This window comes from Streptomyces sp. NPDC029014, assembly GCF_055564695.1.
The window spans coordinates 45,657-60,045 of the sequence record NZ_JBVHVT010000050.1 but is presented as its reverse complement, the minus strand read 5'-3'; the positions used below and the strand labels follow the sequence as shown (position 1 = coordinate 60,045).

The window sequence follows — 14,389 nt, the reverse complement described above, 5'->3', positions numbered from 1 at the left end:
GGCGACGGCGACGGCGACGGCGACGGCGACGGCGACGGCGACGGCGACGGCGACGGCGACGGCGACGGCGACGGCGACGGCGACGGCGACGGCGACGGCGATGGCGACACCGGCAGCGACAGCGTGTCCACGGGCGCGCCGCCGCCGAGGGTGCAGCCCACGACGACCAGCGGCGGGAGGGCCGGGCCGAGCACCTCCAGGACGCGGCCCTCGCGCTGGGCGAAGAGGACGGGGCGGCCGTCGTCCAGCATCAGCGGATCACTGGCGCGTTCGGCCCGTACGGCGAGCCGGGCGACCGTGCCGGCCCCCATCCGTAGCCCGTACGCGTCCGCGACCGCGCGCACGGCGGCGATGACGTCGCTGGTGGAACTGCCCATGCCCAGGCCCACCGGTACGTCCCCGGTGAGCCGCAGCTCGCCGCCGCAGGGCGGCAGCCCGGTCCGCTCGGCGCACTCGGCGATGGCGAGGGTCGCCGCCCGGGCGGCCTTCGTACGGTCGGCGGGTACGACGGTCAGCGCGCCGGGGGCCGTACCGGGGCGGCGGGTGAACTCGGCGCCGGTGCCGGGGCCGGCCATGGGGAGGGTGACCAGGCCGGCGCACCGACGGCCGTCGTGGTCGAGGAAGACGCCCTGGAGGATCTCGCCGTGGTGGCAGGGGGCGTACCCGGTGCCGGTGCCGCTGACGCTGACGCTGCCGGTGGCGGTGGCGGTGGCGGTGGCGGCAGGGCGGAGCGCGGGGGTCACGCGCCGCCGCCCTTCGTCCGGTAGCGGTACAGGACCGTCTCGTCGGCGCTGAACTGGGAGAACGGGAACGGCTCCGCGGACACGGCGGCCACTCCCGAGCCGAGGAAAGCGCGGGCGACGGCACTGCCGGACTGGGCGTAGACGATCAGCGGGATGCCGCGGGCGCGGCAGCGCCCGAGGACGGTGTCGAAGGAGCCGTTGCTCAGGGTCATGCCGGTGGCGACGACGGCGTCGGCTCGGTCCAGCACCTCGTGCATGTCGTCGGTGACCGGATCGCCCCACTGGGTGGCCTTGAGGTTGAAGTCGCAGGGCAGCGGGTCGCCGCCGCGCTCGCGGATAGCCGCCACCAGGGGGTTGACGACGCCGATGAGGCCGACCTTCGCGCCCTGCCCGACGTCGAGCAGGCCGGCGATCGCCGCGTCCCGGGCCCGCGCCCGGACCTCGGGGGTGCCGGCGGGGAGGACGACGGGCTCGGCCTCACCCGCCTCGGCGGCGAGGCGGTGCGGGCGGGCTTCGGCGAGGTAGGCGTCGAGGGCGGCGATCCGCAGCGGCCGGGGGGCCTCGCGCAGCAGGACGTCGAGCGGGGTACCGGAGGCGTCGCGGCAGATCGCCGGGTCGAGCTCGCCGGCCTCGAAGGCGCAGCCGCCGAAGGAGCCGCCGAGGCGGACCAGGACGTACTGGTTGAGGTAGGTGGTGTCGCCGCCGGCCAGACGGGTGCCGTGGTGGATCCAGAACACGCTGGTCGCGACGAGTTCGGAGGGCAGGGGGCCGTGGGCGCCGGCCAGGACGGCCTCGACGAGCCCGTCGACGCACGACGCGCGGACGGGGTCAGGGGCGGGCGCGGGAGCGGGAATGGGGGTCGTCCGGGTCGTGGGGGTTGTCCGTGTCATGGGGGTTCCTTTTCTCTTCTTCACGTGACGGGTCGGGTCGGGTCGCCCGCGCAGCCGCGTCGCCGGCAGCCGCGCCGCCAGGGGCGTCGCCGAGCGGCCCCCGGTACGCCACGTGGGGCCGTCCCAGGGCGTCGGCGGTCAGTTCGGCGTCGACTCCGAAGACCTCGGCGAGCCGCTCGGTCGTCAGGACGGCGGCGGGCGGGCCGGAGGCGATCAGGCGGCCGTGGTGCAGGAGCAGCAGCCGGTCGCAGTGGCGTGCGGCGAGCGACAGGTCGTGGAGCGCGACCAGAACCGTCTGCGCGGTGCTCGTCAGCAGCTCCATCAGCTCCAGCTGGTGTTTGACGTCGAGGTGGTTCGTCGGCTCGTCGAGCAGGAGGGCGTACGGCTGTTGCGCCAGCGCGCGGGCGATGTGGGCGCGTTGCCGTTCGCCGCCCGACAGCGCCCGCCAGGGGCGGCCGGCGAGCGCGGTGAGTCCGACGCGTTCCAGTGCGGCGGCGACGACCGCCCGGTCGGTGGCGTCCGGTCCGCGCCAGCGGTCCCGGAACGGGGTCCGCCCGAGGCCCACGACATCGGCGACCCGTAGATCGCTGTCCGCGGCCGCGTCCTGCTCGACGAAGGCGACGTGACGGGCGATCCGGCGGGCGCTCCAGCCGCGTACGGACGCGCCGTCGTACCGGACCGTGCCCGCGTCCGGCATCCGGAGCCCGGCGAGGCAGCGCAGCAGGGAGGACTTGCCGGAGCCGTTGGGGCCGAGCAGTCCGACCGTCTCGCCGGGGGCGACGTCCGCGCTGACCCCGCGCACGACCGGGGCGGCGCTGCCGGCGGTCACCGACCAGGTCACGTCCTCGGCGTTGATCCTCACAGCTCACCCCGCTTGCGCAGGACGAGGAGGAACAGCGGCACACCGAGCAGCGCGGTGATCACGCCGACGGGCACCTCGCGGGGCGCGAACGCGATCCGCGCGAGGGCGTCCGTCCACACGAGGAACACCGCGCCGGCCAGGGCGGCGTACGGCAGCAGCAGCCGGTGCAGCGGCCCGACGAGGAACCGCACCCCGTGCGGGACGATCAGCCCGACGAAGCCGATGGCGCCGACGGTTGCCACGGCGACCGCGGTCAGCGCGGCCGTGACCACGAGCAGCAGCATCCGCGTACGCCGCACGCCCACGCCGAGGGAGGCGGCGGTGTCGGCGCCGAGGGCGAGCCCGTCGAGGGCGTTCGCGCACAGCCAGGCGGCCACCAGACCGAGCGGGGTGACGACCGCGCAGACGGCGACGGTGTTCCAGCGGGCGGGGGCCATCGAGCCGAGCAGCCAGTGGGTGAGGGCGCGGGTGGTGTCCGCGTCGGCGGAGGCCATCAGGACGAGCGAGGTCAGCGCGGTGAACAGCTGCCCGACGACGACGCCGGTGAGGACGATGCGGAACGAGTCCAGGCCGCTGCGCCGCAGCAGCACCAGCAGCAGCCCGAAGGAGAGCAGCGCACCCGCCAGCGCACCGCCGGTGACCCCGAGCGTGCTCGCGCCGACGCCGAGGACGACCACGGCGACGGCTCCCGTCGAGGCGCCGGATGAGACGCCGAGGAGGTACGGGTCGGCCAGCGCGTTGCGGGTGACGGCCTGGAGCACGGTGCCGCAGACGGCGAGCGAGGCTCCGACGAGCGCGGCCATCAGCACGCGGGGCAGCCGCAGGTCCCAGACGAGGGAGTCCAGCAGCGGGGGCAGCGGTTCCACGGCCAGGCCGAGCCGGGTGCCGAGGACGCGGCCGAGGCCGTCCCAGCCGACGTCGGCGGTGCCGGTGCGTACGGCCGCGGCGACGGAGGCGGCGAGTGCGACCACGGCGAGGAGAAGACGGACGGCGACGCGTACCCGGGCCGCGCCCGCCGACCGGCGGGACCGAGCAGCGCGCGGGCCCGCCGCCGCCACCCACCCACGGGCCGCCGGCAGCAACAGGTCAACCGGGGCGCCCGCCGCGACGGGGGAGACCGGGGCGACGGCCGGGGCGACGGGGGCGACGGCCGGGGCGACCGGGTCAGCGGACATACCCGAGGTCCTTCATCCCGTCGGCCAGCAGTTCCAGCGCGTGAACGGAGCGGACCGACGGGTCCAGTTCGATGCCCGGCACCTGGAGGATCTTGCCGTCGCGGACGGCGGCGAGCCGGGAGACGACCGGGTGCCCGGTCATCGCGGCGCGCTTCTCGGCGGCGCTGTCGCCGGGCCGGCCGCGTTCGGACAGGTCGCCGATGACGATGACGTCGGGGTCGCGCTGGGCGACCTCCTCCCAGGTCACCTCGGGCCAGTCCTCGGCGATGTCGTCGAAGGCGTTCCGCGCGCCGACGATGCGGCTCATCTCGCTGGGCAGGCCGGTCCGGCCGGCCACGTACGGCATGCCGTTGAAGACGGAGTAGAGGTAGACGACGGTCGGCTGGTCCGCGCCCCGGGCGGTCTTGGCGGCGTTCGCCCCGGCCCTGGCGACGGCGGCGCGCTGGTCGGAGGCGAGTCGGGCGGCCCGCTCCTCGGCGCCGAAGACCTTGCCGAGGTTCTCGTAGTCGGAGAAGAGCAGTTCGAAGGGGGTTCTGCCGGGCGGGTTCTGCTGCGGGCAGTCCACCGCGCTGACGAACGTGGGGACCTTGAGCGCGGCCAGCTCCTCGCGGGTGCCGGCCCGGTCCTTGGTGAAGAGGTCGGTGGAGGCTGCGACGACGAAGTCGGGTGTGGCGGCGCGCAGTTGCTCACCGCTGGCGATCTTGGGCGCGATGACGGGGACCTTGGCGTACGCGGCCTCGTACTGCGCGGGGATCTTCGTCTTGAGGTTGGCGGTGCCGGCCATCCGGTCCTGGAGCCCGAGTTCGAGGAGGGTCTCGGTCGAGGTCTGGTCGAGGGCGACGGTCCGCTTCGGCGGCTGGGCGGGGAGCGGCACTTGGCGGCCGCAGCTGGTGAGGGAGGCCGCCCGGGCGGAGGCCGTCGGGGCTGCGGTGGGCCGGGAGTTGGCCGTGGAGCAGCCGGTGGTGGCTGCGAGGACGGCGGTCAGGGCGATGGCGAGGCGGGCGGGTTGGCGCACGGGGTCTCCGGTCCGGGAGGAGGCAGGGGCGGGCACCGGGCAGGAGTGCCACGTTCAAAAGGTACTGTAATGGCAATCATTTTCATTAACGACCCCGGGGTGCGGTCTCCGTGCCGCCGCCCCACCCGCCAAGGAGCAACCACACCGTGCCGACCACCCCCGCGCCCACCCCGGCCAAGTCCACAGCCCCGCCCCCGCGTTCGGTCCTGCGCGACACCGCGTTCCTGCGCCTGTGGGCGGGCACCACCGCCTCAGGCCTCGCGACCTGGGCCCTGCCCTTCGTCCTCGGGCTCGCCGTCCTCCACCGCGACCTCGACGCCGCCGCCCTCGGCCTGGTCCTCGCCGCCCGCACCGCGGGCTTCCTCCTCGCCGTCGCCATCGGCGGCGTACTGGCCGACCGGCACTCCCGCCGGGCCGTCGTCCTCTGGTCCGCCCTCGCCGCGGCCGTCGCCGCGCCCCTCCTCGCGCTCGGTCTCGGCCGCTCGCTCCTGCTGATGACCGCAGCAGCCGCGCTCGCGGGCACCGGGCAGGGCGCCTGCCGCCCGGCCTTCCAGGCACTCACCGCCGAGATCGTGGAATCCGAACACCGTCAGCAGGCCAACGCCGCCATGACCATGGCCGTCCGCGCCTCCACCCTCACCGGGCCCGCCCTCACCGCGCTGCTCGCGGCCTTCCTCGACGTGTGGATGCTGCTGCTCGGCATCGGCCTGCTGTGGCTCGTCGCCGCCCTCGTCCCGAGCAGGGTCCGCCGGGCCGCCATCCCCGCCGCGGCGGACCGTTCCGCCACCCCGTCGCCGCGCCGCCCCGCCGTCCAGGCCGTCCAGGCCGTCCAGGCCGTCCGCGCCTTCCACGCCGAGTTCCTGGACGGCATACGCGAGGCACGCCGCCACCCGTGGTTCCTCGCCGGACTCGCCGCCCTCGTCGCGGTCATCGCCCTCGGCTACTCCGCCACCAGCGTCGCGCTGCCCCTGATCAGCCGGGACCGGTACGGCACCGAGTGGGTCCTGGCCGCCGCCATGACCGCGTACACCGTGGGCGCGCTCGCCGGAGCCCTGCTCATCGCCCGCCTGCGGCCGCGCTCCCAGGGCTGGGCGGCCTTCGCCGGGCTGGCCGCGTACGGGGTCGCCCCGCTGAGCCTGATGCTGCCCGTGCACCCGGTGGTGGTTGTCGCCGCGTACGCCGTCGCCGGGATCGGCATCGAGCTGTTCAACGTGCCCTGGTTCACCGCCACCCAGCGCGAGGTCGCCCCGGACAAGCTGGCCCGGGTCTCGTCGCTGGACTTCCTCGTCTCGTACGGCCTGGCGCCGGTCGGGCTCGCCCTGATCGCCCCGGCCCTCGACGCGTTCGGGGTGACGCCCGTCCTCGCCACCTGCGCCACGGCCTGCTTCCTCGTACCGGCGATGGCAGCGCTGGTCCCGACGGCCCGCCACTTCGCCCGACCGGCCCCGCCGGCGCAGGCCTGACCGGGGCCGCCCACCCCGCGGTCCGCCGCGGCACCGCGGATAGCCTCTGCAGATGACCGACGTGCGAGCCGATCGGGGCCCCGAACCGGAGTTGACCTACGCCGAGGAGATCACGCTCGCCGACGTCGAACGGATCGACGCGTTCATCAGGGGGCGCATCGCCAGCGCGGCGGCTACCGCGCGGGACAGCAACGAGCGGCACATGGCCCGCGGGATCAAGGCCCTGCTGCTCAGGCTCGTCGGCACCCTGGAGATCCCGCTCGAAGAGCCGCATCCCGAAAGGCCGCCACGCGCGGAGAGGCAGCGCCGGCTGCTCGCGTCTTTCCGCCGCCTCCCGCTCCCCAGCCGACGGAGGCCGAGCTGATGGCCGAGGCGATCCGGCGGCTGGAGCGCGTCCGGGAGCGGTGGAACACGCTGTGCGCGGTCATCCGCCCGTGGAACGGGTGCGAGGGCTACGACCGGGTCCGGTGGCGCAGGGTCGATCACGTGTCCGCGGCCGCGCAGGCCGAGTACGAGGCGGCTGTTGCCGGCGCGGGGCTGCGGCGGCCCGAGGTGCCGCAGCCCTGAGGCCACCCCCGCCGGGGTTCGTCCGCCGACGGGCAGGGCAGGGGCTGGGCACCGGGCGGAGCCGTGCAATCAGGCGCGGGGCAGGGTGTTCGCCGCCGTCGCCAGGCGGTGGGCGGCTGCGGTCAGGTCCGCGGTGTCGGCGGCTGCCGCGAAGCCCAGGCGGAGGTGGGAGGCGGGCGGGTCCGTGGGGAAGTAGCGGTGGCCCGCGTCGACCGAGACGCCGTGCAGACGGGCCGCGTCGGCGACGGCGGTGTCGGTGAGGTGTGCGGGCAGCCGGAGCCAGAGGTGCAGGCCGCCGGCCGGGATCCGGTCGGGCGTCCAGTCGGGCAGTTCGCGGGCCAGGGCGGAGGCGAGCGCGGTGGAGCGGGCGCGCAGCGCGGTGGCGAGGGTGCGCAGGTGGCGGTCCCAGGCCGGTGTGGAGAGCAGTTCGACGGCGGCTTCCTGGAGGGGGCGGGCGGTGAAGAAGTCGTCCACCTGCCGCATGCCGCGCAGCCGGTGCATGACCGGGCCGCGGGCGATCAGTGCGCCGATCCTGAGGCTCGGCGAGGCCGGCTTGGTCAGCGAGGTCAGGTGGACGACCGTGCCGTCGCGGTCGTCGGCGACCAGCGGCCGGGGCACGGGGCCGCCGTGGCCGAGGTGGCGGGCGAAGTCGTCCTCGACCAGGAACGCCCCGGCGGCCCGTGCCACGTCCACGACCTGGCGGCGGCGTTCGGGCGCGAGCACCGTGCCGGTCGGGTTGTGGAACGTCGGCTGGCAGTAGAGCAGCCGGGCGCCGGTCATCGCGAAGGCGTCGGCGAGCAGGTCCGGGCGGATCCCGTCCCCGTCCATGGGGACGGCGACGGGGCGCAGGCCGGCCGCCCGGGCGGCGGCGAGCGCGCCCGGGTAGGTGGGCGACTCGACCAGTACCGGGCTGCCGGGGGCGGCCAGCGCACGGAACAGCATCGACAGCGCGCCCTGCCCGCCGCCGGTGACCAGGACGTCCTCGGGGTCGACCCCGCCGCCCGCCTGCCGGGCGAAGACCGCGCGCAGCGGGGCGAGTCCGGCGACGGGGGCGCGGTGCCAGGCGTCGGGGCGGCGTGCGGCGCGGGCCAGTGCGGCGCTGAGCTCGCGGGCGGGCCGGAGGCTCTCGTGCAGGTAGCCGCCGGAGAGCACGACCGTGCCGGGCGGCAGTTCGCCCGAGGGGTCGTGGGCGGTGACGGTGGCGGTGGCCGTGGCGCCGGGGTCGAAGGCGCGGCCGGCCAGGGCCACCGTCTGCCAGGAGGTGTCCGCCGGGCCGTCCTCGGCCGCCGGGCGGCGGCGGGGGGCGGCGTACGTGCCACTGCCGGGGCGGGTGACGACCAGGCCCTCGGCGGCCAGCAGGGCGATCGCCCGGGAGACCGTGACCGGGCCGACGCCGTGACGGGCGATCAGTTCCCGGCTGCTGGGCAGCCGTTCGCCCGGTTCGAGGGCGGCGACCTCCGCCCGGAGGGTGGCCGCCAACACTCCAGTACTGCTACTGTCAGACATGGGAATAGAGAATAGCGCTTTCGGATCATCCGCAGAACCGCTCCTCGACCTCGCCGCCCTGCGGGCCGACACCCCCGGCTGCGAGTCGGTGATCCACTTCAACAACGCCGGCTGCGGACTCGTCGCCCGCCCGGTGCTCCGGGCGATGCTCGACCACCTCCGCCTGGAGTCCGAGATCGGCGGCTACGAGGCCTCCGCCGCCCGGGCCGCCGACATCGCCGACTTCCACGCCTCGATCGCCGAACTGATCGGCGCCCGCGCGCGGAACATCGCCTTCGCCGGCAGCGCCACCCACGCCTACACCAAGGCCCTCTCGGCCATCGACTTCCGGCCCGGCGACACCGTACTGACGACACGGAACGACTTCGTCTCCAACCAGATCGCCTTCCTCGCCCTGCGCAAGCGCCACGGCGTGCAGGTCGTCCACGCCCCCGACCACCCGGACGGCAGCGGCGTCGACGTCGCTGCCATGGCCCGGCTGATGCGGACCCACCGCCCCCGCCTGGTCGCCGCCACCCACGTCCCCACCAACTCCGGCCTCGTCCAGCCCGTCGCCGAGATCGGCCGGCACTGCCGCGAACTCGGACTGCTCTACCTCGTCGACGCCTGCCAGTCCGTCGGCCAGTACCCGATCGACGTCGAGGAGATCGGCTGCGACCTGCTCACCGCCACCTGCCGCAAGTTCCTGCGCGGGCCGCGCGGATCCGGCTTCCTGTACGTCTCCGACCGGCTACTGGACGCCGGGTACGAGCCGCTGTTCATCGACATGTACGGCGCCCGGTGGACCGCCCCCGGCGAGTACCGGCCGGTCGACACCGCCGCCCGCTTCGAGGAGTGGGAGTTCCCGTACGCCACCGTGCTCGGCTGCGCCGCCGCCGTCCGCTACGCGCTGCGGGTCGGCCTGGAGCCCGTGTCGCGGCGCACCCCGGCGCTCGCCGCCCGGCTGCGCGGGCAACTCGCCGCGCTGCCGGGCGTACGGACCCTGGACGGGGGGCCGACGCCCGCCGCCCTGGTCACCTTCGCGGTGGAGGGGTGGCGGCCACAGCCGTTCAAGGCCGCCGTGGACGCGCGCGGCATCAACTCGGCCCTGAGCTTCCGGGAGTTCGCGCAGTTCGACTTCGGGGACAAGGAGGTGGAATGGTGCCTGCGGCTGTCCCCGCACTACTACAACACCGAGGACGAGGTCGATGCCGTGGCCGCCGCGGTCGGCGAGCTGGTACGGAGCCGCGGGTGAGGGCGGAGGCGGGGGCGGTGGGCCCGGCAGGCTCGGTGGCTGAGGGGGCCGGCGGAGCTGAGGGGGCTGTCAGGGCTGAAGGGACTGAGGAAGCTGAAGGAGCTGACCGGGCTGAAGGAGCTGACGGGGCTGCGGGGGCCGGTGGCGGCGCCGGCCCGTCGTCGTCCGAGGGGCGGCAGAGCCTCTGGCACAACGGCGACTTCCTGAGGTTCTGGTTCGGGGAGACGGTGTCGCTGCTCGGCACCCAGGTCACCAACCTCGCCCTCCCCCTGACCGCGATCAGCGCCTTCGGCGCCACCGACGAGCAGGTCGGGCTGCTGCGCTTCCTCCAACTCGTCCCGTACCTCGGGCTGGCCCTGCTGATCGGGGTCTGGACCGACCGGGTGCGGCGCCGGCCGGTGATGCTGGCCGCCAACGCCGTCCGGCTGGTGCTGATCGGCTCGGTGCCGCTGCTGCACTGGTGGCACGCCCTCGACCTGACGGTCCTGCTGGTGATCGCCTGCGCCGTGGGCATCGCGTCGGTGGTCTTCGACGTCAGCTGGATGTCGTACGTGCCCGCCGTCGTCCGCACGCCCGAGCACTACGTCGAGGCGAGCGCCAAGATGGGCACGAGCTCCTCCGCCGCCGACGTGGCGGGGCCTGGCCTCGCGGGCCTCCTCGTCTCGGCGCTGACCGCGCCCGTCGCGCTCGTCGTCGACGCGTGCTCGTACGCGGTGTCCGTGGTGTCGCTGCTGCTGGTCCGTACCCGCGAGCCGCGCCCGGAGCCGCCCGCCGCCGAACGGCACCTGCTGCGCGAACTCCGCGACGGGCTCCGGTTGGTCATGCGGAACCGGGTGCTGCGGGCGCTCGCGCTCGTCGGCTTCTGCTGCAACCTCTCCATGATCAGCACGTGGACGATGTTCCTGCTCTACGGCACGAACGACCTCCGCCTCGGCTCGTCCACCCTCGGGGCGGTCCTCGCCACCGCCTCGGTGGGCGGGCTGATCGGCTCGCTGGTCTCCCGCCGGGTCATCGCCCGCTTCCCGCTCGGCCGGGTGTACCAGGTCGCGCAGTCGGCGCTGCTGCTCGGCCCGACGCTGATCGTGCTGGCGGGCGGGCCGAGGCCGGTGATGCTGGCGATGTTCGTGCTGTCCTTCTTCACGACGTACCTGGGCCTGGGCGTGGCCGGGGTCATCATCGTGAGCCTCCGCCAGACCATGACGCCGCAGTCGATGATGGGCCGGATGACGGCGGCGTTCCGGACGCTGCTGTTCGGCGGCGGTGCGCTCGGCGGGCTCGCCGCCGGCCTGCTCTCGGGTCGACTCGGCGCCCACGGGGCGCTGGTCGTGGCGGCCGGCGGCTCGGCGCTGGTCATGGTCGGGCTGATGGTGTCGCCCGTCAACCGGCTGAAGGCGCTTCCCAAGGGGCCTGGAGGGACGGCTGGCGGGCCGGGTTGACGGGACATCCGGCTACTGATCGGACGTCCGGTGGGCGATGAGTCGTCCGGTGGGCGATGAGTCGTCCGGTGGGCAATGAGTCGTCCGGTGGGCAATGCCTGCGGTGTTCGCCGAGCGGCCGATCAGGCCGGCCACGCGCCGGCCCGGGCACGCGCCGGCCCCGACTGCCCGCCGGCCCCGGTCGCCCGCCGGGGCCTGCGGGTGGACCGCGCCGTCAGGCCGGGGTCCACCTGGCCAGGAGGCGGGTGGTGCGGTCCACCGCCGGGTGGTCCAGGCCGAGGGCGGCGATCTGGTCCGGGATGAGCGCCTCCAGGTCGGCGACCGCCCCCGGGACGTCCCCGGCCTCCGCCCGCCACCGGGCCAGTTCCTCGCGGCCGGCCAGGGTGTGGGCGTGCGCCGGGCCGAGTACGCGGGCCCGGTCGGCGTGCAGCTCCTCCAGGAGGCGGACCGCCCCGGCCGGAGCACCCGAGCGGCCGGTCCATTCCGCGACCGCAGCCCGCGTACCGAAGGTGTCGGGGTGGTCCGGGGCGCTCTCCCGCTGGACGGCGGCGAGGTCGGTGAAGGCCCGTAGCGCGAGGAGCGGTTCGCCCAGTTCGCCGCGGTGGCGCATGGCCTCCGCCCGGGCCCGCACGGTCCGCGGGTCGTCCGCACCGAAGCGGGACTCGGCCTCGCGCAGTGCCTCCCCGTGCAGGGCGAGCGCGCCGGTGTGGTCGCCGAGCCTGGCCCGCATGTTGGCGAGGTGGTTGCGGGTGCTCGCGGCCCCCGGGGCGTCCGCGCCCTCGACGCGCACCCAGTCGGTGTGCAGCGCCTCCAGCTTCGCGACGGCCGTACGCGCATCCCCGGCGGCACCCCGCCAGACCGCGGCGCTGCGCCGGGTCTGCAGGATGTCGGAGGAGTCGGGTGCGAGGACGCGCAGCTGGTCGGCGAGGAGGGCCTCGAAGGCTTCGGCGCCGCCGCGCGCGTCGCCCGACTTCGCCGTCCACCAGGCGAGGTACCCGCGGGTCTTGAAGAGCAGGTCCGCGTCGTCGGGGAACCGGGCCCGCACCTCGCCGAGCAGCGCGGCGAAGTGGGCGATGGCGGCGCCGGACCGGCCCGCCTCGCCCAGGCTGCGGCCCATCCGGTACAGCACCTCGTGGGGCAGCGGCGCGAGCAGCGCCTCGCCGGCGGTGGCCGTGAGGGCGGCGGCGTTCGCGCGCAGCGCCTCCTCCGCCGGGGGCGCCGGCTCCGGCTCCCGTTCCCAGACTGCCATCAGGGCATCGGCGGCGGCCGCGATGGCCCGCACCGTCTCTTCACCCGCCGTGTCCTCCCGTACCGCGCGCTGCACCAGCTGGTGAACGCGTACGGGGGAACGCGGTCGTTCCGGATCGAGTTCGACGAGGCTCAGCCGGCGCAGGTTGGCCAGGGCGAGCCGGGCGGCGCGGGTGCCCGGACCCGCGTCCTGCGGCAGGAGCGCGAGGACGCTCGGGGCGGCGAGCACTTCCTCGGGGATGCCGTTGGGGTCGAGGTACGAGGCCACCCGCAGGACGGGCAGGGCCGCACCGCCGGGGGTGAGGGCGTCGGCCCGGCGTACGGACAGCGCCCACGTGAGGGCGACGGGCCCGCTGCCCCGATCGGTGTCGGGGTCCGCGGCCGCCCCTCCCGGACCGGCAGCCCCGTCCGGCACGGCGGAGCCGGACGGGAAGACCTCCGCCAGGGTCAGCCGCCGGTCGGCCAGCTCCTCCCGGTAGGCGGCGCAGGACAGCGTGGGGTTGTCCGCGAGGTAGGTCCGCGCGTGCGCGAGGGCGATCGGGAGGCGGCCCAGGTCCTCGGCGAGGGCGGCCAGTTCGGGCCGCGGGTCCCGGCGGCCGGCGGTGGCGGACCCCTCGGCGAGATAGGCGACGGCCTCGTCGGCCGTGAACAGCCCGACCCGCACCAGGCGCCGCAGGTCCCCGCCCAGCGCGGCCTCCTGGCGTCGCGTGGTGACCAGGGTCCGGCCGTACGGGCTCGGGGGCGGCCACAGTCCGCGCAGGTCGGCCGGGTCTGCGACGTCGTCCAGGACCACCAGCCAGCGGCGGGGCGTCCACCCGGGCCCCGCGGGGCGGGGCAGCAGCCAGGTGAGGAACTCGGCGGCGGCCCGCTCGGGGTTCCCGCCGGAGGCGCCGAAGAGCCCCTCGGCGGCGGTGGCGTAGGCGGCGAGCACCGCGTCCCGGGAGCCGGCCGTCACCCACAGCAGCAGGTCGATCCGGCCGTCGCGCAGCAGTCGGCCGGCGTGGGCGGCGGCGATCTGGGTCTTCCCGGTCCCGCCGAGCCCCATGAGCACCCAGGACGTCAGGTCCCCGGCGCCGGCGCCGTCGGCGGCGGCCGCAGGGCTGACGGGCGCCGGCTCTGCGAGGTCCACGGCCAGTTCCCGGCGGCGGAACCCCTGGGCGCGGTTCGGCGGGAGACCGACGACATAGGGCCAGGCGACGGGGGTCGGGGGTGCGGGGAAGTGGATGTGCTGGACGTTCCCGGACCCGAACTGCACGGCGGTCGGCCCACTGAACCGACTCCCGCCCGGCCCGGGCACACCGCCGGCCAACTGCCCGGGGACGGGGGCCAGCTGCACGCCGGCGGGACCCGGACGCCCGTCGCCAGCGCCCGCCTGCGTCTCGGCAGGGGACCGCTGCTCCGCCGCGGCACCCGCCCGCCCGTCGCCAGCGCCCGCCTGCGTCTCGGCAGGGGACCGCTGCTCCACCGCGGCACCCGCCCGCCCGTCGCAAGGTCCCGCCTGCCCGTCCGCCGGGACCCGCTGCCCCTGCTGGAGGCTCGGCTGCTCATCGGCAGGGAGCGGCGTCCCCTCCTCGGGGGACGGCGGTCCGTCCACCGGTGGCTGCTGCTCTTCTTCGGGGGACCGCTGCGCATCGGCGGCGCTCGCGTGGGCTCCGTGGGCGGACGCGGCCGGGGTGTCCGGGGTGTCGGCGGCGTCAGGGGTGTCCGGGGCGGTTGGTCCAGCTGGTACGCCTGGTACAGGCGGCCACTCCGGTTCCGTCAGACGGTCCGGGCCGCGGCGCCCGGCACCGGCCAGTTCCCCGGCATCAGCAGGTCCCGCCGGACCACGCGGCTCGGCCGGGCCGGCCGCGTCAGGCCTGCCCTCCGCTCCCAGGCCGCCGGAACGCGCCGACTCCCCGACACCGACCTGTTCGCCGGAGCCGCCCGCCGAGTGGCCCGTGCCGTCCGAGTGGCCCGTGCCGTCCGAGTGGCCCGTGCCGTCCGAGTGGCCCGTGCCGCCCGAGTGGTGCGAGCCGCCCGAGTGGTGCGAGCCGCCCGAGTGGTGCGAGCCGCCCGAGTGGTGCGAGCCGCCCGAGTGGTGCGGGCCGTCCGAGTGGTGCGGGCCGTCCGAGTGGTGCGGGCCGTCCGTGCGGCCGCTACCGCCTGCATCGGCCGTTCGGGCAGTGGCAGCCGGACCACCCCGGCCCACCGGCAGGCCCGTGCTGTCGTGTTCGGCCGGACAGTCGGAGACCCGGCCGCCAGCACCAGCCA

At 75.9% G+C, this 14,389-nt stretch carries 12 protein-coding genes; 5 read left to right on the top strand and 7 right to left on the bottom strand.

The genetic code is table 11. The features are described from left to right. The 5 genes from ACZ4VL_RS25775 to ACZ4VL_RS25755 form a co-directional block, all read right to left on the bottom strand. Nucleotides 1-743 (bottom strand): GHMP family kinase ATP-binding protein (locus ACZ4VL_RS25775; protein ID WP_468204303.1); only part of this gene is annotated, 743 nt, incomplete at its 3' end. Beyond that, the gene (locus tag ACZ4VL_RS25770; RefSeq protein ID WP_468204302.1) at nt 740-1,633 is read right to left on the bottom strand and encodes a Rossmann-like domain-containing protein; all 894 of its coding nucleotides are present in this window, start codon (nt 1,631-1,633) and stop codon (nt 740-742) included. The genes ACZ4VL_RS25775 and ACZ4VL_RS25770, both read right to left, overlap by 4 nt. Next, on the bottom strand, nt 1,572-2,495 hold the full coding sequence (locus ACZ4VL_RS25765) for an ABC transporter ATP-binding protein (RefSeq protein WP_468204300.1): 924 nt from the start codon (nt 2,493-2,495) through the stop codon (nt 1,572-1,574). The genes ACZ4VL_RS25770 and ACZ4VL_RS25765 overlap by 62 nt, the downstream gene beginning before the upstream one ends. After that, nucleotides 2,492-3,670, bottom strand: coding sequence for a FecCD family ABC transporter permease (locus ACZ4VL_RS25760; protein WP_468204298.1), 1,179 nt, complete (start codon nt 3,668-3,670; stop codon nt 2,492-2,494). Before ACZ4VL_RS25760 ends, ACZ4VL_RS25765 begins: the two co-directional genes overlap by 4 nt. Beyond that, nucleotides 3,660-4,685 (bottom strand): ABC transporter substrate-binding protein, encoded by a 1,026-nt coding sequence (locus ACZ4VL_RS25755; RefSeq protein WP_468204296.1) that lies wholly within the window; start codon nt 4,683-4,685, stop codon nt 3,660-3,662. The genes ACZ4VL_RS25760 and ACZ4VL_RS25755 overlap by 11 nt, the downstream gene beginning before the upstream one ends. 146 nt (nt 4,686-4,831) lie before the next feature. Here ACZ4VL_RS25755 and ACZ4VL_RS25750 point away from each other — a divergent pair, with 146 nt between their 5' ends. From ACZ4VL_RS25750 to ACZ4VL_RS25740, 3 genes are read left to right on the top strand one after another with little or no spacing between them, the layout of a single operon-like run. Continuing rightward, complete coding sequence (locus ACZ4VL_RS25750; RefSeq protein WP_468204295.1) at nt 4,832-6,148, top strand: MFS transporter; 1,317 nt, start codon at nt 4,832-4,834, stop codon at nt 6,146-6,148. A 52-nt stretch (nt 6,149-6,200) separates the two neighbouring features. Further along, the gene (locus tag ACZ4VL_RS25745; RefSeq protein WP_468204293.1) at nt 6,201-6,512 is read left to right on the top strand and encodes a hypothetical protein; all 312 of its coding nucleotides are present in this window, start codon (nt 6,201-6,203) and stop codon (nt 6,510-6,512) included. Beyond that, a complete protein-coding gene (locus ACZ4VL_RS25740) occupies nt 6,512-6,715 on the top strand; it encodes a hypothetical protein (RefSeq protein WP_468204291.1) in 204 nt (67 codons plus the stop codon). The genes ACZ4VL_RS25745 and ACZ4VL_RS25740 overlap by 1 nt, the downstream gene beginning before the upstream one ends. 69 nt (nt 6,716-6,784) lie before the next feature. Here ACZ4VL_RS25740 and ACZ4VL_RS25735 read toward each other — a convergent pair whose 3' ends face one another. After that, a complete protein-coding gene (locus ACZ4VL_RS25735; RefSeq protein ID WP_468204289.1) occupies nt 6,785-8,221 on the bottom strand; it encodes an aminotransferase-like domain-containing protein in 1,437 nt (478 codons plus the stop codon). On the opposite strand from ACZ4VL_RS25735, the gene ACZ4VL_RS25730 reads away from it, so the two are divergent. Together ACZ4VL_RS25730 and ACZ4VL_RS25725 are read left to right on the top strand one after the other, a co-directional pair. Beyond that, nucleotides 8,220-9,455, top strand: coding sequence for an aminotransferase class V-fold PLP-dependent enzyme (locus tag ACZ4VL_RS25730; RefSeq protein WP_468204287.1), 1,236 nt, complete (start codon nt 8,220-8,222; stop codon nt 9,453-9,455). The two genes, ACZ4VL_RS25735 and ACZ4VL_RS25730, sit on opposite strands and share 2 nt — an antisense overlap. 35 nt (nt 9,456-9,490) lie before the next feature. Then, entirely contained in the window at nt 9,491-10,891 is a 1,401-nt protein-coding gene (locus ACZ4VL_RS25725) for an MFS transporter (RefSeq protein ID WP_468204285.1), read from the top strand. Between the two features lie 214 nt (nt 10,892-11,105). On the opposite strand, the gene ACZ4VL_RS25720 is transcribed toward ACZ4VL_RS25725, so the two are convergent. Next, nucleotides 11,106-13,394 carry a DUF7779 domain-containing protein gene (locus ACZ4VL_RS25720; protein WP_468204282.1) on the bottom strand — a complete coding sequence of 763 codons (2,289 nt, stop codon included), beginning with the start codon at nt 13,392-13,394 and terminating at the stop codon, nt 11,106-11,108. Nucleotides 13,395-14,389: the final 995 nt, after the last annotated feature.

What these genes read in the sequence shown, in the direction of transcription:
- ACZ4VL_RS25735 (WP_468204289.1), bottom strand. Translation starts at nt 8,221, where the DNA reads ATGTCTGACAGTAGCAGTACTGGAGTGTTGGCGGCCACCCTCCGGGCG.
- ACZ4VL_RS25740 (WP_468204291.1), top strand. Translation starts at nt 6,512, where the DNA reads ATGGCCGAGGCGATCCGGCGGCTGGAGCGCGTCCGGGAGCGGTGGAAC.
- ACZ4VL_RS25745 (WP_468204293.1), top strand. Translation starts at nt 6,201, where the DNA reads ATGACCGACGTGCGAGCCGATCGGGGCCCCGAACCGGAGTTGACCTAC.
- ACZ4VL_RS25760 (WP_468204298.1), bottom strand. Translation starts at nt 3,670, where the DNA reads ATGTCCGCTGACCCGGTCGCCCCGGCCGTCGCCCCCGTCGCCCCGGCC.
- ACZ4VL_RS25770 (WP_468204302.1), bottom strand. Translation starts at nt 1,633, where the DNA reads ATGACACGGACAACCCCCACGACCCGGACGACCCCCATTCCCGCTCCC.
- ACZ4VL_RS25730 (WP_468204287.1), top strand. Translation starts at nt 8,220, where the DNA reads ATGGGAATAGAGAATAGCGCTTTCGGATCATCCGCAGAACCGCTCCTC.